At 65.9% G+C, this 18260-nt stretch carries 16 protein-coding genes; 9 read left to right on the top strand and 7 right to left on the bottom strand.

The annotated features are described in order from the left end of the window. Nucleotides 1-47: 47 nt before the first annotated feature. Nucleotides 48-674: a DUF2147 domain-containing protein gene (locus ACQR0W_RS01695; protein ID WP_409977889.1), complete on the bottom strand. Its 627-nt coding sequence runs from the start codon at nucleotides 672-674 to the stop codon at nucleotides 48-50. 101 nt (nucleotides 675-775) lie between these two features. Here ACQR0W_RS01695 and hpnO point away from each other — a divergent pair, with 101 nt between their 5' ends. Then, entirely contained in the window at nucleotides 776-2167 is a 1392-nt protein-coding gene (gene hpnO, locus ACQR0W_RS01690) for an aminobacteriohopanetriol synthase HpnO (protein WP_315714885.1), read from the top strand. 110 nt (nucleotides 2168-2277) lie between these two features. Here the strand turns inward: hpnO and ACQR0W_RS01685 are convergent, their stop codons facing one another. The 4 genes from ACQR0W_RS01685 to ACQR0W_RS01670 all read right to left on the bottom strand — a co-directional run bounded on the left by ACQR0W_RS01685 (nucleotide 2278) and on the right by ACQR0W_RS01670 (nucleotide 4995). Continuing rightward, nucleotides 2278-3069, bottom strand: coding sequence for an anti-sigma factor family protein (locus ACQR0W_RS01685; protein WP_316170555.1), 792 nt, complete (start codon nucleotides 3067-3069; stop codon nucleotides 2278-2280). A gap of 3 nt (nucleotides 3070-3072) precedes the next feature. Next, nucleotides 3073-3621: a sigma-70 family RNA polymerase sigma factor gene (locus ACQR0W_RS01680; RefSeq protein WP_316170554.1), complete on the bottom strand. Its 549-nt coding sequence runs from the start codon at nucleotides 3619-3621 to the stop codon at nucleotides 3073-3075. A 97-nt stretch (nucleotides 3622-3718) separates the two neighbouring features. Continuing rightward, nucleotides 3719-4036 (bottom strand): cupredoxin domain-containing protein, encoded by a 318-nt coding sequence (locus tag ACQR0W_RS01675; RefSeq protein ID WP_316170553.1) that lies wholly within the window; start codon nucleotides 4034-4036, stop codon nucleotides 3719-3721. 14 nt (nucleotides 4037-4050) lie between these two features. After that, the gene (locus tag ACQR0W_RS01670; RefSeq protein ID WP_316186842.1) at nucleotides 4051-4995 is read right to left on the bottom strand and encodes a metallophosphoesterase family protein; all 945 of its coding nucleotides are present in this window, start codon (nucleotides 4993-4995) and stop codon (nucleotides 4051-4053) included. Between the two features lie 235 nt (nucleotides 4996-5230). On the opposite strand from ACQR0W_RS01670, the gene ACQR0W_RS01665 reads away from it, so the two are divergent. Next, nucleotides 5231-6391 carry an acyltransferase family protein gene (locus tag ACQR0W_RS01665; protein WP_316170551.1) on the top strand — a complete coding sequence of 387 codons (1161 nt, stop codon included), beginning with the start codon at nucleotides 5231-5233 and terminating at the stop codon, nucleotides 6389-6391. 156 nt (nucleotides 6392-6547) lie between these two features. On the opposite strand, the gene ACQR0W_RS01660 is transcribed toward ACQR0W_RS01665, so the two are convergent. Next, nucleotides 6548-8167 carry a GMC family oxidoreductase gene (locus ACQR0W_RS01660; RefSeq protein WP_316170550.1) on the bottom strand — a complete coding sequence of 540 codons (1620 nt, stop codon included), beginning with the start codon at nucleotides 8165-8167 and terminating at the stop codon, nucleotides 6548-6550. Nucleotides 8168-8340: 173 nt separating this feature from the next. On the opposite strand from ACQR0W_RS01660, the gene ACQR0W_RS01655 reads away from it, so the two are divergent. The 7 genes from ACQR0W_RS01655 (at nucleotide 8341) to ACQR0W_RS01625 (ending at nucleotide 16698) form a co-directional block, all read left to right on the top strand. Further along, a complete protein-coding gene (locus ACQR0W_RS01655; protein ID WP_316170549.1) occupies nucleotides 8341-9510 on the top strand; it encodes a M20 aminoacylase family protein in 1170 nt (389 codons plus the stop codon). A gap of 477 nt (nucleotides 9511-9987) precedes the next feature. Further along, entirely contained in the window at nucleotides 9988-10335 is a 348-nt protein-coding gene (locus ACQR0W_RS01650; protein WP_315714878.1) for a hypothetical protein, read from the top strand. A 239-nt stretch (nucleotides 10336-10574) separates the two neighbouring features. Next, complete coding sequence (locus ACQR0W_RS01645) at nucleotides 10575-11606, top strand: aKG-HExxH-type peptide beta-hydroxylase (RefSeq protein ID WP_316170548.1); 1032 nt, start codon at nucleotides 10575-10577, stop codon at nucleotides 11604-11606. After that, the gene (locus ACQR0W_RS01640; RefSeq protein WP_316170547.1) at nucleotides 11603-12808 is read left to right on the top strand and encodes a radical SAM protein; all 1206 of its coding nucleotides are present in this window, start codon (nucleotides 11603-11605) and stop codon (nucleotides 12806-12808) included. Before ACQR0W_RS01645 ends, ACQR0W_RS01640 begins: the two co-directional genes overlap by 4 nt. 93 nt (nucleotides 12809-12901) lie before the next feature. Further along, on the top strand, nucleotides 12902-14017 hold the full coding sequence (locus ACQR0W_RS01635; RefSeq protein WP_316170546.1) for an aKG-HExxH-type peptide beta-hydroxylase: 1116 nt from the start codon (nucleotides 12902-12904) through the stop codon (nucleotides 14015-14017). A gap of 39 nt (nucleotides 14018-14056) precedes the next feature. Next, the gene (locus ACQR0W_RS01630; protein WP_315714874.1) at nucleotides 14057-15346 is read left to right on the top strand and encodes a YcaO-like family protein; all 1290 of its coding nucleotides are present in this window, start codon (nucleotides 14057-14059) and stop codon (nucleotides 15344-15346) included. Next, nucleotides 15343-16698, top strand: coding sequence for a TfuA-like protein (locus ACQR0W_RS01625; RefSeq protein WP_316170545.1), 1356 nt, complete (start codon nucleotides 15343-15345; stop codon nucleotides 16696-16698). The genes ACQR0W_RS01630 and ACQR0W_RS01625 overlap by 4 nt, the downstream gene beginning before the upstream one ends. Nucleotides 16699-16746: 48 nt before the next feature. Here ACQR0W_RS01625 and ACQR0W_RS01620 read toward each other — a convergent pair whose 3' ends face one another. Further along, entirely contained in the window at nucleotides 16747-18228 is a 1482-nt protein-coding gene (locus ACQR0W_RS01620) for a UdgX family uracil-DNA binding protein (protein WP_316170544.1), read from the bottom strand. Nucleotides 18229-18260 lie beyond the last annotated feature (32 nt).

Here is an 18260-nt window from a genome sequence, read left to right as displayed (position 1 = left end):
AGCGGCCGATCTCTCGGCCGCTTTTTTGTTCGGGTGACGGACGCCAACTAGCGGGCGCGCGCAATATCGGGCAGCAGGCAGATATCGCCGACCTGGTCCGCGGGCTTGTGTCCCGGCTTGGCCGATGCGGTTGCGCCGCTGCCGACGCCGGTCGTGGTCTTGGCCGCCGGGGCAGGGGCCGGCGCGATTGGTTTCTGTGTACCTTTGGCCATGCTGTTTACGGGGCTCGACGGGATCGGCGGAGCAACCCGCGTCCAGGTCTCGCCGCCGCACAGGAAGCCGAGCACGCAGCCCTTGATCTCCAGGTGATCGGGGTCGACCGGCGTGATGGTGGAGCTGTAGAGCTGCCCATCCTTGGCGTTGTAGACTTGGCCTTCCCACGCGTCTGCGCCGGGCTTCTTCTTCATGTCGATCAGGATCGGCATGCCGAGCGTCGGCCGGCTCTGGCGGGCCGGATCGGGGTTGTTGCTGTCGCGTCCGCCCGGGGTCTTCTCCCAGGCCACGACGCCCCACATGCTGCCATTACATTGTGCGACTCGGATGTTGGCGACGCCGTCGGCGACCCGCCAGTCGCCGGTGGGGTCGGCCGCGAGCGCGGAAGAAATTCCTGCTGCGAACACGACTGCGGAGTATGCTAGTGTCGTCGACATGAGATATCTAAGGCGATGCAACATTGGCAGAAACCCGTGCTTGCTTTGATGGTGCGAATGAGGGCAAAACGCCGCATTGCGCGTTTTCAGTTGACGTCACGTCCATCAACCGAAGTATGTAGCCGATGCTAAAACCCAATCTAGACGTTTCCGAGATGTTTGTGGAGCGCCAAGCGCAGCGCAGCACGATGCACTCTCGGCATCTGAATGAGCAGCTTGTCCGCGTTCTAAAGACGATTGGATATGATGTTGGGTTCCAGAAGGGACAAGGGCAATATCTCTACGATCGTGATGGCGCCCGTTATCTTGACCTGCTCAGCGGTTTTGGCGTCTTTGCAATCGGCCGCAATCATCCGACGCTGCGTGCCGCGCTGAAAAGCGTCCTCGACACCGATCTGCCGAATCTCGTTCAGCTCGACGTCTCGACCTTGGCGGGCGTTCTTGCCGAGCGGCTGCTGGAATATGTCCCGTATCTGGACAAGGTGTTCTTCGCCAATTCCGGCGCCGAGACGGTGGAAGCCGCGATCAAATTCGCGCGTGGCGCGACCGGCCGGCCCGGCATCGTCTATTGCGGGCACTCCTATCACGGTCTCACCTACGGCGCGCTGTCGCTGACCGATGATTCGAACTTCCGCAACGGCTTCGAGCCGCTGCTGCCGGGCTGCACGGCGATCCCCTTCAACGATCTCGCCGCGCTCGAGCAGGCGCTGTCGTCGCGCGAGATCGCAGCGTTCATCGTCGAGCCGATCCAGGGCAAGGGCGTCAACATGCCCTCCGACGAGTTCCTGCCCGGCGCCGCGGCGCTCTGCAAGAAATACGGCACCATCTTCATCGCCGACGAGATCCAGACCGGCATGGGCCGCACCGGGCGGTTCCTTGCGGTGGAACATTGGAACGTCGAACCCGACATGGTGCTGCTGTCGAAGGCGCTGTCCGGGGGCCATGTTCCGGTCGGCGCGCTGCTGACGCGCAAGCAGATCTTCGACAAGATCTTCAACCGCATGGACCGCGCCGTGGTGCACGGCTCGACCTTCGCCAAGAACGACCTCGCGATGGCCGCCGGCATTGCCACGCTCGAGGTGATGAAGGCCGAGAAGCTGGTGGAGGCCGCAGCCAAGCGCGGCGCCGAGCTGCGGCTGGCGCTGACGCGGATGGTGCCGGGCTACGAGCTGCTCAAGGAAGTGCGCGGCAAGGGACTGATGATCGGCGTCGAGTTCGGTCCGCCGAAATCGCTGCGCCTCAAGGCGTCGTGGACCATGCTGGAGAGCGCCAACAAGGGCCTGTTCTGCCAGCTCATCACGGTGCCGCTGTTCAAGGATCACAAGATCCTGACCCAGGTCGCCGGCCACGGCTTGCATACGATCAAGCTGCTGCCGCCGCTGACCATCACCGAAGAGGACTGCGCCTGGATCGAGCGCGCCTTCGACGACGTCATCGCGCAGAGCCACAAGGTCCCCGGCGCGATCTGGTCGCTCGGCAAGACCCTGGTCGACAACGCGATCCGCAAGTCGGCGTGATGTTCGCATCGGGTGGGCAAAGGCGCGTGGCGCCGTGCCCACCGTTTCAGTTCGTCTCCGGACAGACCGTGGGCACGCTTCGCTCGCAATGACTGAAGCGCAAGAGCGCGTCACCCCTCCTTGTTCGCACCCATCGCGCGCTCGAACCGCTCGCCGAACTCGTTGAGTTCGTCGGCGCCGATATCGCTGACCGCCCAATAGCTCAGGCCGCGGTCGCGCCAAGAGCGGATGTTGAAGCCCTGGATCGTGTCCATCCGTGCGGCGCGGCGCTCGGTGGACGAGGTCTGCGCCACGAACAGATTGATCACGTGCTGGCGGCGGCGATAGACCACCGCGCCGATCGCGCGTGCGTCGACGTAATCGAGCCGCCCGCCGATGAGGGTGAAGCCCTGCGCGGTCAGATCGATCACCGGCGGCGCGACGTCGAGCTTGCCGTTGAACCAGGGCTTGACGGTGTGCTGGTCGGTCGAGATGACGTCGGTGAGGTGGCCGGCCTGTAGCGAGCGCAGATGCGCCGAGACGATCTCGGCCTCGATCCGCTGCTGGTCGTCATTGCGCAGCACGATGGCGACGAGGCCGGTGGCGGCCAGCGCCGACACCGCCGAGCCCAGGGCGAAGCCTCGCAGCAGCGTGCGGCGGCTCGGCGGCACGGCAGCGAGCGGGATGATGGAGGCCGCATCGGCCGGCGGCAGGGCGGCTTCGATGCGCTGGCGCAAGGCAGGGGACGCCCTGTAGCCGAGGTCGGTGCCGGCGAGCATCTGCTTCATCTGCCTGACCGCGGCAAGCTCCGCGGCGCAGCGCGGGCAGGTCGCAACATGGGCTTCGACCTCACGAGCGTGGCCGGCATCGAGCTCGCCATCGGCCAGCGCGTGGATCAGGATCTCGGCTTCATCGCAGGTCATGGCTTAAGGCTCCTCCTGCGCGAGCCAGGCGGCGCGCAGCATCGCGCGGGCGCGGGCAAGACGCGACATCACGGTGCCGACCGGCACGCCGGCGGCCTCCGCGATCTCGCGATAGGACAGATTGTTGACCTCGCGCATGACGAACGTCTCGCGAAACGGCTCGGCCAGCGTGTCGATCAGCCGGCGGATCGCCGAGGCATCACGTTCCCGCAACACGGCGCCTTCCGGCGTCTCGGCGCTCTCCTGCCACAGCGGGGGCTGCTCGGCCGCTTCCGGCGCGTCATCGAGCGCCTTGACCGGCGCGCCGGCCCGGCGCGCGAATTCGGCGTGGCAGACGTTGCGCAGGATCGCGAACAGCCATGGCTTCATCGCCGGGCCGCGATAGGTGTCGAAATGCTTCAGCGCGCGCAGGTAGCATTCCTGCACCGCGTCTTCCGCGTCGGCGGCGTTGCGCAGCAGATAGCGCGCCAGCGTGTAGGCATCGTCGAGATGCGGCAGTGCCGCCTCGCGGAAGCGTCGCGCCTTCTCGGGATCGTCACTGGCTGTCGTCACCGGCGAGGTCTCCGGCCCGGTTCGCGGTCGCACGGCGCGGCCGGCGGTACGCCGCCGACCGGCCCATCCGACGATGCTCATGCCCTGGTTCGCGATGCTACTCAACCTTGACCAGCCCCGTCATGTGCGGATGCAGCGAACAGAAATATTTGTAGTCGCCGGCGGCTGCGAACGTGAAGGAGAAGCTGTCGTCGGTGTCGAGCGTTTTCGATCGGTATTTCCCGGCCGACACCACCGTGTGCGGAATGTCGTCGTGGTTGGTCCAGGCGACGGTGTCGCCGACCTTCACCGTCACTTCGGCCGGGGTAAAGGTGAAATTGTCGATCGTGACCTTGATGGTCTCGGCGCGCAGCGGCGCGGCGCAAACAAGCAGTACGGCGGCCAAGCCGGCACCGCGAAGAACAGGCTGGATCATCGCGTTTTCGTCCCTCAGCCCGCAAGCGGCGTGTCGATGATCGCGAGGCGCTCGTCACCGACCTTGAAGTCGATGCTGGCGATGCCGAGCAGGCTGCGCAGCCTGGCGTCCTCGACCTTCATCGGGCCGGGCGAGGGCGCCGTGCCCGGCGCCGGCTGCGGAAAGGCCGTCGAGCGCGCGGTATGGAAGGTGACGTTGCCTTCAACCTTCTGCATCACCTGATGGATATGGCCGTTCAGCACCGTCACCGAGCCGAAGCCCTTCAGGGTATCGAGCGCGCGCCCGCCATCCTCGGTCCCCCAGCCCCATTGCGGATACACCGTCCACAGCGGGATGTGCGCGAACACGACGATCGGCGTCGATTTCGAGCGGCCCTTGAGATCCTGCTCGAGCCAGGCGAGCTGCTCGGCGCCGAGATTGCCGAGCCCGCCGGCCTTGAGATCGACCACGTTGACGAGCCCGACGAAGTGCACGCCGTTGGCATCGAACGAATACCAGCCGGCACCGCGCGTGCCCTTGCCGTAGCGCTCCTTGTAGAGCTTGACGTCCTCGTCGAGGAAGTCGTGCTCGCCCGGCACGTAGTGCACGTCGAGCCTGGACTGCGAGATGATGCGGTCGGCATCGTCGAACTCGGCTGCCTTCGACAGATGCGAGATGTCGCCGGTATGGATCATGAAGGCGGGCTTCACCGGCATCGCCTTGATGCGGTTGACGGCCTCCTCGAGCGTGCCGGTCGCGTTGGGATTGGCCGGCTTGTCGAAGCCGACATGGCTGTCGCTGATCTGCAGGAAGGTCAGGCCGGGCGCGGGCTGCTCGGCCGCCCGCGCCGCGTCGACCAGGCCGAGCGAACGTGGCACGCCGCCCGACAGCGTCCAGAGCACGCCCGTGCCCGCCCATGTCATGCACTCCAGCACCTTGCGGCGGCTGACGCCGTTCTCGTCATGATCACCAAGGCTCATCGTCATCTCCCGTTGCCCGTCATCGGGCTTGCGGGTGAGAAGAGCGGTCGCGGCCCGGTTTTATTCCCGGCTTCTCGCGATCGAAACGCGATGACGTGTTCGTGATCATGGCGGCAATGGCCGACGGCTCACCCGGTCACGCAGGATGTCGGCGCAGGGCCGGGCGAATGATATGAGCGGCGCGCGCCGCCGAGGGGCGGCTGATGGACCGGATGCGACGTCGATGCATGAGCGCGTGACCCCAACCCTGCAACGAACCGAGACGTCGCGCGATCGGATCGTGCCGCTCGACCGCGCCAGGACCTTCATCACGCTCTCGGTCGTGCTCTATCACTCCGCCATCAACTACACCGATTTCGGCCAGGGCGGCGACCGCATGCACTGGCTCGGATTCGATCTCGTCGCGCTGTTCAACGACAGCTACTTCATGTCGTGCATGTTCTTCATCTCCGGCCTGTTCGTGCCGGCAAGCCTGGCGGGCAGGGGCGCGTCGGACTATGTCGGGCGCCGTGCGCTGCGGCTCGGTGTGCCCTATATCATGTCGATCTTCGTGATCATGCCGATCGCCTACTACCGCTACTACGTGGCGAAGGATCAGTTCAGCGCGGTGTGGTGGCGGATGATCAGCGAGGGGCCGTGGCCGTCCGGCTCGGCCTGGTTTCTCGGCGTGCTGCTGGGGTTTGATATGCTGGCTGCGTTCGTCTGGGTCCTGGCACCGCAGGCGATCGGCGCACTCGGGCGCTGGGCCGGGACGTTGCTGCACTATCCGCTCACTGGCTTCCTGATCTTCCTCGTGACCGCCAACCTGGTCTATCTGCCGCCGCATCTCGGCTTCGGTGACGGATTCTGGTTCATGCCCGGACATTTTCCGCTGCCGCTGCAGGCGAGCCGGGTGCTGCTCTATCCGGCCTTCTTCGCCGGCGGCGTCGCGATCGGCGCAGCCGGGCTGCGGACGGGGCCGTTCGCAGCCGACGGCGCGCTGGTGCGGCGCTGGTGGATCTGGTTCGGTCTTTCCTACGGCTGCTATGGCGCGATCCTGTTGCTGGCCTACGCGCATCACAACTGGATCGCCGATTTCGATTCCCCGCCACGGTGGTGGCGCGCGGCCTATGGCGCGGCGGTGGCGAGCTTCTGCGCCGCGATGGCGTTCGGCGTACCGACCTTCTTCCTGCGCTGGGCGAAGGCGCCGCTGGCGCTGATGGATCGCCTGCAGCCGTCGGCCTACGGCATCTACCTGCTGCACTTCCTGCCGCTGCTGTGGCTGCAATATCTGGTCTACGACCCGGCGTGGCCGGCGGGAGTGAAGTTCGCGATCGTGCTGATCGGCACGCTGTCGGTGAGCTGGCTCGCCGCAGCACTGTTGCGCCGGGTTCCGCTGGTGGCGCGGATCATTTGAAGCTGAACCTCTCTGACGTCAAAAGCCACCGTTCATTGATGGTGTCATTGCGAGCGAAGCCGACGAAGCAATCCAGAGTCGGGACGGGGCTCTGGATCGCTTCGCTTCGCCGCTTCGTTCGCAATGACGGCAGCGGTGGTTGTTGGACGTGAGCGCCTAGCGCCCATCCTCCAAGATCATCGACGCCGCCTTCTCTGCGATCATCGCCGTCGGCGTGTTGGTGTTGCCTGACGTGATGGTCGGCATGATCGAGGCATCGGCGACGCGCAGCCGTTCGATGCCGCGAAAGCGCAGCCGCTCGTCGACCACGGCCATCGGATCATCAGCGGAGCCCATCTTCGCCGTGCCGACCGGATGAAAGATCGTCGTGCCGATGTCACCGGCGGCCTTGGCCAGCGCCGCGTCGTCATCGCCGACGGATGGGCCGGGCAGATATTCCTCCGGCCTGTAGGCGGCGAGCGCATTCTGCTTCATCAGCCGGCGGGTGACGCGGATGGCGTCGGCCGCCACCTGGCGGTCGTCCTCGGTTGCCAGGTAGTTCGGCGCGATCGATGGCGCCTCGTCTATCCCCGCCGACCTGATCCGGACCGTGCCGCGCGAGGTCGGACGCAGGTTGCAGGCGCTGACCGTGATCGCGGGAAAGCGATGCAGGGGATCGCCGAACTTGTCGAGCGACAGCGGCTGCACGTGGAACTGGATGTTGGCGCGGTCGCGCGTCGCATCCGAGCGCGTGAAGATGCCGAGCTGCGACGGCGCCATGGTCAGCGGCCCGCGGCGCCGGAACGCGTAGTCGAGCCCCATCAGGCCGCGCCGCGCCAGCGAGTAGTACGTCTCGTTCAGCGTCTTCACGCCCGTGACCTTGTAGATCGCGCGCTGCTGCAGATGGTCCTGCAGGTTGCGTCCCACGCCCGGTCTGTCGAGGACGACATCGATGCCGAGCTCGCCGAGCCAATCCGCAGGGCCGATGCCCGAGCGCTGCAGCACCTGCACCGAGCCGATCGAGCCGGCGCTGAGGATGACCTCGCCCCTGCTGCGCGCCTCGATGGTCTCGCCGTTCTGCCGGTAGCGCACGCCGACGGCGCGGCCGTTCTCGACGATCAGGCGGTCGACGAGGACGTTGGTTTCGAGCCGCAGGTTCGGCCGGTTCAGCGCCGGCTTGAGGAAGCCCCGCGCGGAAGACCAGCGCCGGCCGCGCTTCTGGTTGACGTGGAAATAGCTGATGCCTTCATTGTCGCCGGTATTGAAGTCGGGGATGCGGCGGAGGCCCATCTGCTCGGCGGCGTCGCCGACCGCGTCCAGCACCGCCCAGGACAGCCGGGGCGCCTCGATGCGCCAGCCGCCGCCGGTGCCGTGATGCTCGCTTTCGCCGAGGAAATGATCCTCCAGCCGTTTGAACACCGGCAGCACGTCGGAATAGGACCAGCCGGAGAGGCCGAGCTGGCGCCAATGGTCGTAGTCGGCGGCCTGGCCGCGCATCGAGATCATGGCATTGATCGCCGAGCAGCCGCCGATCACCTTGCCGCGGGGGTAGGCCAGCGAGCGGCCGTTCAGCCCCGGCTCGGCCTCGGTGCGAAACATCCAGTCCGAGCGCGGATTGCCGATCGCGAAGAGGTAGCCGACCGGAATATGGAACCAGATCCAATTGTCATTGCCGCCGGCCTCGAGAATCAGGACGCGGCGCTTCGGATCGGCCGACAGCCGGTTGGCGAGGATGCAGCCGGCGGTGCCGGCGCCCACCACGATATAATCGTAATCCCCCTCGAGCTGTCTCGGCATCGGCATTCCCTTCCCATCGTTGCCAGCTTTTAGTCAGCCCGGACGGGGCCGGACAAGCGCCACGTTCATGGCTGGTTGACCGAGCCATGAGGCGGGCGCAGCCCTTATCTTGGGCGGTGCGGCTTTTGCATGCTAAACAGGCGCAAAGTCCCACCGGAGTTACGAGATTCCCCATGCCCATCGTCAACCGCGTCGCCGATCTGCAGCCCGATATCCAGGCCTGGAGGCGGGATATCCATTCGCATCCGGAGCTGCTCTACGACGTGCACCGGACGGCGGCCTTCGTCACCGAGCGGCTGCGCGAGTTCGGCTGCGATGAGGTCGTGACGGGCCTCGGCAAGACCGGCGTGGTCGGCGTCATCAAGGGCCGCAAGCCCGGCCACGGCGAGGTGAAGGTGCTCGGACTGCGCGCCGACATGGACGCGCTGCCGATCGAGGAGGCGACCGGGCTGCCCTATGCCTCGAAGACCCCGGGCATGATGCATGCCTGCGGCCACGACGGTCACACCGCGATGCTGCTCGGCGCCGCGCGCTATCTCGCCGAGACCCGCAACTTCGCCGGCGAGGTCGCGGTGATCTTCCAGCCCGCCGAGGAGGGCGGTGGCGGTGCGGACGCGATGATCAAGGACGGGCTGATCGACCGTTTCAAGATCGACCAGGTTTACGGAATGCACAACGGGCCCGGCCTGCCGGTCGGCGCGTTTGCCATTCGCCAGGGCCCGCTGATGGCATCGACCGATGCGGTCGACATCGCGATCGAGGGCCATGGCGGTCATGCCGCCAAGCCGCACAATTGCATCGACTCCCTGCTGGTCGGCGCCCAGCTTGTCACCGCGCTGCAGCAGATCGTGTCGCGCAGCGTCGACCCGCTGGAGGCCGCGGTGTTGTCGATCTGCGAGTTCCACGCCGGCAATGCCCGTAATGTGATTCCGCAGAGCGCGGTGCTGCGCGGCACCGTGCGGACGCTGACGCCGAAGGTACGTGAGCTGATGGAGAAGCGCGTGCGCGAGGTCGTGACCGGCGTCGCCCAGATGACCGGCGCCAAGATCGACCTGAACTATGCACGCGGCTATCCTGTCGTCATCAATCACGCCGAGCAGACCGAGATCGCGATCCGCGCCGCCAGGGAGGTCGCGGGCGACGCCAATGTGCACGAGATGCCGCCGATGATGGGCGGCGAGGACTTCGCCTACATGCTCGAGGCGCGCCCCGGCGCCTTCATCTTCGTAGGCAATGGCGACAGCGCCGGCCTGCATCACCCCGCCTACAACTTCAATGACGAGGCGATCGTCTACGGCACCTCGTTCTTCATCAAGGTGGTGGAGAATACGCTGGCGGCGTGAGGCTCGCGGCCGCGTGCAGCGGCACCGCCGCGATCAGGCACGAAAGTGGACTGGCAGGGCCCGTGCGATGAGCGCGGGCCTTTTGCTTTCCATATGCACGTCGAGCTTCATGAGCTACGCGAGAATGTGCGCTGCCGCGGAATGAGGTGCGACAATATGCCTGGCGGGTGACATCCGAGAGCGCAAGACGTCATCACGCGTGGTCACTGCCGGCCTGAGACGACCGCAGTGCGTCGCTCATTCGAGCAATCAACAGGTGTATCTGACAAACTACTCTATTGTTAAAGAACTAGCTTCATGTTAGTTTTTTTCTGGCTTCGACGACTGGCGAATTGGGACAGCCTGAGCGAAGTGCTTAGCACAGCTACATTGCTTCAGGTTCTGTGAGTTCAGGGCGCGAGATCACAGAGCTTGTACCGGGACGTTGCTATTTCCTTTCTGAACGATGGCGGTTCTCAACCGACTGGGAGTATAGGAATGGCTGATCGCGATCCGGCGGAAATGCGCAAGAAGGTCGATCTGGCGCTGAAATCCGTAGTCGACTCAGAGATCGCACGCGCGTCTCTGAAGATCGACATCATGGCAGAAGGCGTTCCATTCTCGCGTGGAGCGATCTTCAGCAAGACCAATCCATTCTCGCGCGGCATCGTCTTCAGCCGCCTTGCGGCGATGGAGCGTCCGGACGAGATGGAACGTGAAATCGCCAACGATCCCGCGGTGTTGGGGGCTCTTGCGGAGCGTCTCACGCAGGTACGGGCGGTGAAGGACCTCAAGGGTCAATTTAGCGTGCCGCAGGCGGGGGGCGCGCCGAAATCGGTCAGGTGAATGGATCGATCGTTCGGCTAAGACGGAGCGAAGCGGGCCTGCGATGTCGGATCTTTCCGACGTGACGTGTCGTGGGCCCGCCCGCGACTCGCTGGTGCGGATGACGGGCAATGGTCGCCGTCATCAGCGTGACCTTTCCTGATAGCTGCTCTTGATTCCGGCATCGGTTGCGGTCCTGTCTGACGGCGGGACAGCTTGCGGCCGGCTTCGTTGGCGTATTTCCGGAGGCATGCTCGATCATGAGTGACGCGTGGACCTGGCGACCGTCGAAATCTGCCTGGCATGAAAAATTCAACGACAGGATCCTGAGATGGCAGCCGGAGGATCGCCTCGGCCTCGACTGCGAGCCGCTCAAGGCGTCGCTCATCGAAGCCAACGCGCGTGAAGCGGACTGGCTTCGTCATCCCTGCATGAACTCCATCACCTATGAGGGGCATGACAAGAGCCCGCAGCGTGATCTGCAGGTGGCGATCTGGACGGCGGCGAATGCGCCGACCCCATCCACGTCGCTGACGACGCCGGAGCCGTTGACCTTGTGGTCGCCGGTCGGAGGCTACCGGATCGAGGCCGGCGCCTATGACCTGAACGAGCTGGTTGGGCTGCTCCCGATGAAGGAATGGCCGTACGACATATCGGTCGACGTGGGGTGCCACTCCCTCGGATTCCCGATTCCCGACACCTGGGCCGAGCACACCGATCTCTCGTTCGACGAGCAGGCCCGGATGACGCGCGAGGTGACGAACGCGCTCGAGATCCTCGTGACCGCCGCGAAGAAGTTTCCTGAGTGCGTGAATTGGGTGTCCGATGTGACGCGGGTCCTGATCCCCCTGCGCAGCAGCGAGCGATCCTATTTCCGCAGCGGGTCGCAAGCCGATGTGCCCGGGATGGTTTACGCCGACCTGTTCGGCGGCCTGATGCAGGTGATGGAGGCCATCGTCCACGAATCCGCGCATCTGCATCTGTTCATGGCGGAGGCGTCGGGACCCCTGGTGGATCCGCAGCACCAGGGGCGCTACGCATCGCCGTTGCGGCCGGAGCCGCGGCCCTTGCGCGGGATCCTGCTGGCCTTTCACGCCATCGCCTACATCTGCGCCTTCTATCGTGAGGCCGAGAAGCAAGGGTTCGGCGGATCAGCCGAGTATCAGGCCGAGCTTGCCAATATGCTGACCAAGCTCAAGGAGGCGCAGGTCGTACTGGACGGTGCCCGGCCGTTCCTGACCGAGGACGGCCGCATCTTCGTCGATCGCACCGCCGAGATTGCGTACCAATGAACGACGGTCCCCATCTTCACTTCGTGTTCAAGGTCGCGTCGCGCTGCAATCTGAACTGCTCCTATTGCTACGTCTACAACAAGGGCGACAGCACGTGGAGAGAGCGGCCCGCGATCATGGATGATGAGGTCGTCGAGATCGCGATCGACCGCATCCGCCGCCATTGCCAGGCAACAGGTCAGAGCTATCTGACGATCACCTTTCATGGCGGCGAGCCGTGCCTGGTCAAGCAGGAGCGGTTCAGCTCATGGTGCCGGAAGATCAAGGAGGGGCTGGCGGGCGTCGCGCGGGTGCAGCTCTGCATGCAGACCAACGGCACGCTGCTCGACGACGGCTGGGCCGAGATCATCAAGAGGTTCGACATCGATCTCGGGATCAGCATCGACGGAACCCCCGAGGTGCATGATGCCCTGCGCGTCGATCATGCCGGGCGTGGCTCCTATCGCGATGTCGAGCAGGGCCTTGCCGTGCTGCGCCGCGCCGGGATTCCGCTGCGCTTCCTGTCGGTGATCCAGCTCGGGGCGAGCGGTGCCGCGGTGCATCGCCATCTGACGAGCCTGGGCCCGGCCTCCATCGACTATCTGCTGCCGGATTTCACCCACGACACCATCGCGGCGGTTCGCGACCGGTATGGACCGACACCCTGTGCCGATTTCCTGATCCCGATCTTCGAGGATTGGTGGCGGGACGGCACGCTGGATCTCCGGATCAAGATCTTCTGGAACATCGCTTGGCTGGTCCAGGGCGGGGAGAGCCGCATCGACATGCTCGGCAACCAGCCGCTGACCTTCCTGTTCGTCAACACCGATGGCGAGATCGAAGGGCTGGATGTGCTGCGGGTCTGCTACGACGGCGCCGCGCGCACCGGCCTGAATGTGCGGACGTCCGACTTCATGGACGTCCGGCACGCCGGCGAATTCCATCGTGCGGCGGTGTTCGAGGGCATGCCGCTGCCCGACGGCTGTCGCGCGTGCCGCGAGCGCGACACGTGTGCCGGCGGCTATCTTCCGCATCGCTATGCATCGCGGACGGGCTTCAACAATCCGACGGTGTGGTGCGCCGATCTCCTGAAACTGTTCGATCACGTCCGCGAGCGGCTGGGAACGTCGGTGGAGGAAACCAAGCTGCGCCGGGCTCATCTCCTCGACACCGCCCTGCGGCGGGCGGTGGGGCTGCAGCAGGAATCTCCGGCCATCGGCTGAGGTCGGACCTCGATCGCCGACTTATGCGCGCTGTCGCGCGGGCCTGCTGCAAGGCGGCGTGGTCGAGAGTGGAACGTGGAAGGAGTGCGCACGATGACGATCACCCTGATGCCTGACGTTCTGCGCTGGAATGACTACGAGGCGGTGTGTGACGGCGTGCTTGCGACCTATGGCGACCGGCTCGCGCAGAAGCTGGGCGAAGCCCTCGGCGAGATCGGCCGCGACGACCCTGCGGGCGGGGACGAACTGCGCAGCCTGATGGATCGCGTGGCGGACGACGGCTTCATGCGGGTTCTCGATGCCCCCGAGACCTCGTTCCGTCTGCTGTCGGCGCCGGGCCGGTACGCCGAGGACAAGGGACGATTTCTGCGCGATTCATTCGTGGCTGAGGCCTTGCGCCAGGGACTCGAGATCACCGCCGATCGGGAGCTGTGGACCGCGCTCGGCGATCGCGGCTATCGGCGTGACGGCGCCTGCATCTGGCCGCAGATCGAGGGCATGCCCGTGACCGATTACGGCAGCCCGCATGCGGTCAAGGTGGATCTGTCCGGCCAGGACCGGCCGGTCCCGCCGCAGCGCCCGCCGTTCTCCGAGGACGAAATCGACCGGCTGCACGATCTGCTGCACCGGTCCCTGGATGCGCTCGAACGGACCGAAGCGGGGCTTCCCCGCTTCGTCGCGCGCTTCAACATCGCGCTCATCCTGCAGAAGGATCCGGAGAGCCCGGGCAGCTTCTCGTCAGGATCGAACGGCTACTACATCGGCCGCACCTTCCTCGCCAACCCGCATCTTCCCGAGATCGACGAATCCCACATCGCCGATGCGCTCGTCCATGAGGGCATCCACGCGCTGCTCTACATGCAGGAGCAGGAACAGCCCTGGTTCCTCGATTCGACGGCGAAGGGCTCGCTGCCGCGCATCACCTCGCCCTGGAGCGGCAGCCGGCTGCCGTTTCCGTCCTTTCTACAGGCCTGTTTCGTCTGGTACGGCCTGCTGCACTTCTGGAGCCTGGCGATGCAGTCCGGCGCGTTCGAGCAGGGCGTCGCGATGAAGCGCATCCAGCTCTGCCTGCGCGGCTTCTGCAGGCAGCCGTTGCTCGACAGCATCGCGGAGTTTTCGTCGGTGGTCGACGCCGACGTGCAGAAGACGATCGAGGAGATGCAGAACGTCGTGGTCGGCGCCTTTGCCGATGTCCGCCGTGCGGGCTGATGCGACGACGTCAGCGGCGGTTGAGTGTGGAGGCTGCGGATGGCGAATGGAACGGCACTGCATCGGGATCGTCTGGCGCGTCCGGTCCCGAAGAGCTTTCGATGGGGAACTCAGCGGTCGGTGCCGCCGTCGCAGACGGTCGAGCGGGTGCGTCCGTTCCTGGGAGAAATGGGAATCACGCGCATTGCTGACGTCACGGGTCTCGACCGCGTCGGCATTCCCGTCACCATGGTCTGCCGGCCGAACTCGCGCTCGGTCTCGGTGTCGCAGGGCAAGGGGCTGACCCTGGATGCTGCGAAGGCGTCGGGCGTGATGGAATCGATCGAGCTGTTTCACGCCGAGACGATCACATTGCCGCTGAAGCTTGCGACCTATGCCGAGCTGATCAGCGACCATGAGGTGGTCGACGTGGCGGACTTGCCGCTGATCGCCGGCGGGCGTTTCCATCCCGATCTGCAGATGCTGTGGATCGAAGGGCGCGATCTCATGGCCGATGCCGACGTCTGGGTGCCGTTCGAGATGGTGAACCTGTCGACCTCGCGGCCGGAGATGCCGGCCGGCAGCTTCATCTCGTCGTCGAACGGGCTGGCGTCCGGCAACCAGCTGATCGAGGCGGTCCTGCACGGCATCTGCGAGGTCGTGGAGCGCGATGCGACCACGCTCTGGCACCTCCGCAGTCCGGACGAGCAGCAGAGCCGGCGCGTCGCGCTCGAGACGGTTCAGGACGAAGGCAACCGGCGGCTCCTGGAGATGTGCGAGCGCGCGGGCCTCGAGGTCGTGGCGTGGGACATCAGCTCCGATGTCGGGCTCGCCGCCTGCCAGTGCCTGATCTTCGATCGTGACGAGGAGCTGGGGCGGGATCTCTACGCGGCGTTGGGCATGGGCGCGCATCTGTCGCCAGAGATCGCCTTCCTGCGGGCGCTGACGGAAGCCGCGCAGAGCCGGCTGACGCTGATCGCGGGCGCGCGCGACGACGTGTTCCGCGAGGAATATGACGAGAAGGCGTTGGCCGCACAGTTTCTCGGCGAGCAGCGGGCGCTGCTGCGGAACAGCCCGCCGACGCGAAGCCTGCGCGAAACTCCGTCGCTGGCAGCGGAGACGTTCAACGATGATCTCGCCGTGGTTCTCGAACGGCTGCAATCCGCCGGTGTCCGGCAGGTGATCGCGGTCGATCTCACCAAGAGCAGGTTCGAGATCCCCGTGGTGAGGATCATCATTCCGGGGCTCGAAACCTTCGACAAGAATCCTGACTACAGCCCGGGGCGCAGAGCGCGGGCCTTCGCCGGCGATCAGATCTCGCGGCATCAGCCATCGGGGCATCCGCTATGACGTGCATCGTATTCACCGGGCCGACGCTGCATCCGCGCGACGCGGCGCTCGAATTGGAGGCCGAGTATCTCCCGCCGGTGCAGCAGGGCGACGTCTATCGTGCTGCGCTGGCGAAGCCTGCGGCGATCGGAATCATCGACGGCTATTTCGAGCAGGTGCCCTCGGTGTGGCACAAGGAGATCCTGTGGGCGATGGCCAACGGCATCCACGTGTTCGGCAGCGCCAGCATGGGCGCGCTGCGCGCGGCCGAGCTGCACGCGTTCGGCATGGAAGGCGTCGGCAAGGTGTTCGCGGCGTATCGCGACGGCGTGTTCGAGGCCGACGACGAGGTCGCCCTGATTCACGGACCGGCTGAGCTCGGCTTTCCCGCGCTGTCCGAGCCGCTGGTCAACATCCGCTTCACCCTGCAGAAGGCGGTCGACCATGGCGTGATCTCGGAGGCGTCCCGCCTGGTCCTGGAGGCGCTCGGCAAGGCAAGCTTCTATCCCGAGCGCAGCTACCCGGCGCTGCTGCAGGGCGCGCGGTCCGACGGCAGCCTAGCCGCGCAGGAGATCGACGCGCTGGAGGCGTGGCTGCCGGATCACCGCGTCGACCAGAAGCGCGAGGATGCGCTGGAGATGCTGCAGACGATGCGGCGCCGGTTTGCCGGAGACACGGTGCCCAAGGCGGTCGATTACGCCTTCGAGCACACCCAGCTATGGGACGGCCTGATGCAGGACGCGCAGCGTTCGGCGGCCGCAGCGCGCGAGACGGTGATGCCGGACGGAACGCCGCACCTGCTGGACGAGCTGCGCCTGCTGGCCGTGCGCGGCAGCGACCTGTCCGACAAGGCGATCGCGCGATTTCTCGCGGCATCGGAGGCGAAGCGCCGCGGCATCAGGGTCGACGCCCAGGCGCTGAGCGCGGAGATCATCCGGTTTCGGCAGAGCAGGGATTTGATGGACCCGGCCGAGCTCGAGGCATGGATCGCGCGCAACGGCCTGACCCGGTCGGAATTTCTGGAGCTGATGCTGGACGAGGCGCGCATCCGATCGTTCAGGAAGGGGCTCAACGGCTCGGCCCTGAATGCGCTGGCCGACTGGGCGCGGATCGACGGCCATTTCGAGGATCTGCTGGCGCGCGCACGCGACAAATGCGAGGTGCTGAAGCAGACGGAGCTCGACGGCCGCGGCAGTCCGGCGGACTATGGCCTCGGCGAGGGCGAGCTGATGGCGAGATACCTGCCCGCGATGCAGGCCGGCGCACCCGACCGGGACGAGACGGACGTGGCGGTGTCGCTCGGCTTTCCCGACCGAGCAGCGCTGATCCAGGCCTTGCTGCGTGAGCACGTCTACACGTCGCGCAAATCCTGAGGCCCCGTTGTCGCGTGGGGGCGGCCCGGTCGAGGCCATGCCGGCCCGTCACGCCGCATGTGCGCGCTTGATCGCGGCCGCGGCAATCTTCAGGTCCTCGACGAAGCGCTCATACTCCCGCGCCTTGGCGTCGGCATCCGGCAGCCGCAGCAGGTAGGACGGGTGCACCGTCACCATCGCCTTGGAGCCGTCGGGCAGGTCGGCGACATGACCGCGGTTCTTGGTGACCTGCGTGATCTTGCCGAACACCGCTTGCGCGGCGGTCGCGCCCATCGCCACCACCAGCGCCGGACGCACGGCGGCGAGCTCGCGCTCGTACCATTGCCGGCAGGCCTTGATCTCCGGCGTGTTCGGCTTCTGGTGCAGCCGGATCTTGCCGCGCGGCACGAACTTGAAGTGCTTCACCGCATTGGTGACGTAGACCTTGGACCGGTCGATGCCGGCCTCTTCAAGCGCGCGGTCGAGCATCTGGCCGGCCGGGCCGACGAACGGATGGCCGGCGAGGTCCTCCTTGTCGCCGGGCTGCTCGCCGACCAGCATCAGCGGCGCATGCGCGGGGCCTTCGCCGAACACGGTTTGCGTGGCGTCCTTCCACAGCGGGCAGGCGCGGCAGGAAGCGGCTTCTTCGCGCAAGGTCTCAAGATCGGCGGCCTCGACATCACGTGAGGTCTCGGCAGCGGGCGCGTGGGCTTTCGGCTTGCGGCTCATCGCGGTCTCCTCGACGCGTTTCTGCGGCTTGTGGGGTTCAGTGCCGGCTTCGGCGATCATCGATGACGTGCGCCGGCTGGCTGCCGCGATCAGCGGCTGGATCAGCTTGGCCTCGGGCAGGTTCTGCCAATATTTCTTCGGCATCTCCTTTTCCATCGCCTTCACTTTCAGCCGTGCCGGATTGAAAATGCTGGCATAGTAACGCAGCCAGACCTCTTCGAGCCGGTCCTCCGACGGCGCTTCAGCCTTGCTCACACCGGGCGTGAAGCTGACGCGGCTGCCGTCCCAATGCGCACAGAGTTCGGGCGTCAGGATCGACCACGGCATGTCGGCGAAGCGGCGGGCGAAAAATGGCGCGGCGCGCTCGACGATGTGGTGCTCGGGCTCGAACCAGGCGACGTAGCGCGCCTCGCGCTCGCGGCCGACCTCGCGGAAGCGGACGAAGGCATGCATCTTGTGGACGTCGCGGCGCACCGCCCGCGCCAGCGCGTTGGCCTGGGCGACATCAGGATCGGTCGCGATCTCCATGAGATCGTGGTTGGTCCGCAGACGCCACAGCAGCCGGTAGAGCAGGGCGAAGCGGTTGGGATCATTGTGCAGAATCGCGCTCTCGGCGAGCTCCATGAAGCTCGCCGGCACTGAGAACGCGCCCTTTGGCACCTCGGGAAGCTGCGTGTCGGCCTGATCGTCGAACAGGTCGGGCGCTGCGCCCTTGACGCGCCAGCTGACGTCGGCCGGCTTGACGTCGTTCATCGCCAGCGCCCGCGCCGCCTGACGCCAGCCGTCGAAATCAGTGTCGCTGTCGAGGGTTACGACGTGCATTTCACCTCTCTCGTCATTGCGAGCGAATCCGC

The sequence above is a fragment of the Bradyrhizobium sp. HKCCYLRH1034 genome (genome assembly GCF_051168375.1).
GTDB lineage: Bacteria > Pseudomonadota > Alphaproteobacteria > Rhizobiales > Xanthobacteraceae > Bradyrhizobium.
Note: the sequence above shows the minus strand (reverse complement) of the source record. Positions and strands in the feature narration are given on the sequence as shown.

Bases quoted from the DNA above. Each gene is read 5' to 3' on its own strand.
- ACQR0W_RS01695 (WP_409977889.1), bottom strand. From the start codon at position 674: ATGTTGCATCGCCTTAGATATCTCATGTCGACGACACTAGCATACTCC.
- hpnO (WP_315714885.1), top strand. From the start codon at position 776: ATGCTAAAACCCAATCTAGACGTTTCCGAGATGTTTGTGGAGCGCCAA.
- ACQR0W_RS01685 (WP_316170555.1), bottom strand. From the start codon at position 3,069: ATGACCTGCGATGAAGCCGAGATCCTGATCCACGCGCTGGCCGATGGC.
- ACQR0W_RS01675 (WP_316170553.1), bottom strand. From the start codon at position 4,036: ATGATCCAGCCTGTTCTTCGCGGTGCCGGCTTGGCCGCCGTACTGCTT.
- ACQR0W_RS01670 (WP_316186842.1), bottom strand. From the start codon at position 4,995: ATGAGCCTTGGTGATCATGACGAGAACGGCGTCAGCCGCCGCAAGGTG.
- ACQR0W_RS01660 (WP_316170550.1), bottom strand. From the start codon at position 8,167: ATGCCGAGACAGCTCGAGGGGGATTACGATTATATCGTGGTGGGCGCC.
- ACQR0W_RS01655 (WP_316170549.1), top strand. From the start codon at position 8,341: ATGCCCATCGTCAACCGCGTCGCCGATCTGCAGCCCGATATCCAGGCC.
- ACQR0W_RS01650 (WP_315714878.1), top strand. From the start codon at position 9,988: ATGGCTGATCGCGATCCGGCGGAAATGCGCAAGAAGGTCGATCTGGCG.
- ACQR0W_RS01645 (WP_316170548.1), top strand. From the start codon at position 10,575: ATGAGTGACGCGTGGACCTGGCGACCGTCGAAATCTGCCTGGCATGAA.
- ACQR0W_RS01640 (WP_316170547.1), top strand. From the start codon at position 11,603: ATGAACGACGGTCCCCATCTTCACTTCGTGTTCAAGGTCGCGTCGCGC.
- ACQR0W_RS01635 (WP_316170546.1), top strand. From the start codon at position 12,902: ATGACGATCACCCTGATGCCTGACGTTCTGCGCTGGAATGACTACGAG.
- ACQR0W_RS01630 (WP_315714874.1), top strand. From the start codon at position 14,057: ATGGCGAATGGAACGGCACTGCATCGGGATCGTCTGGCGCGTCCGGTC.
- ACQR0W_RS01625 (WP_316170545.1), top strand. From the start codon at position 15,343: ATGACGTGCATCGTATTCACCGGGCCGACGCTGCATCCGCGCGACGCG.
- ACQR0W_RS01620 (WP_316170544.1), bottom strand. From the start codon at position 18,228: ATGCACGTCGTAACCCTCGACAGCGACACTGATTTCGACGGCTGGCGT.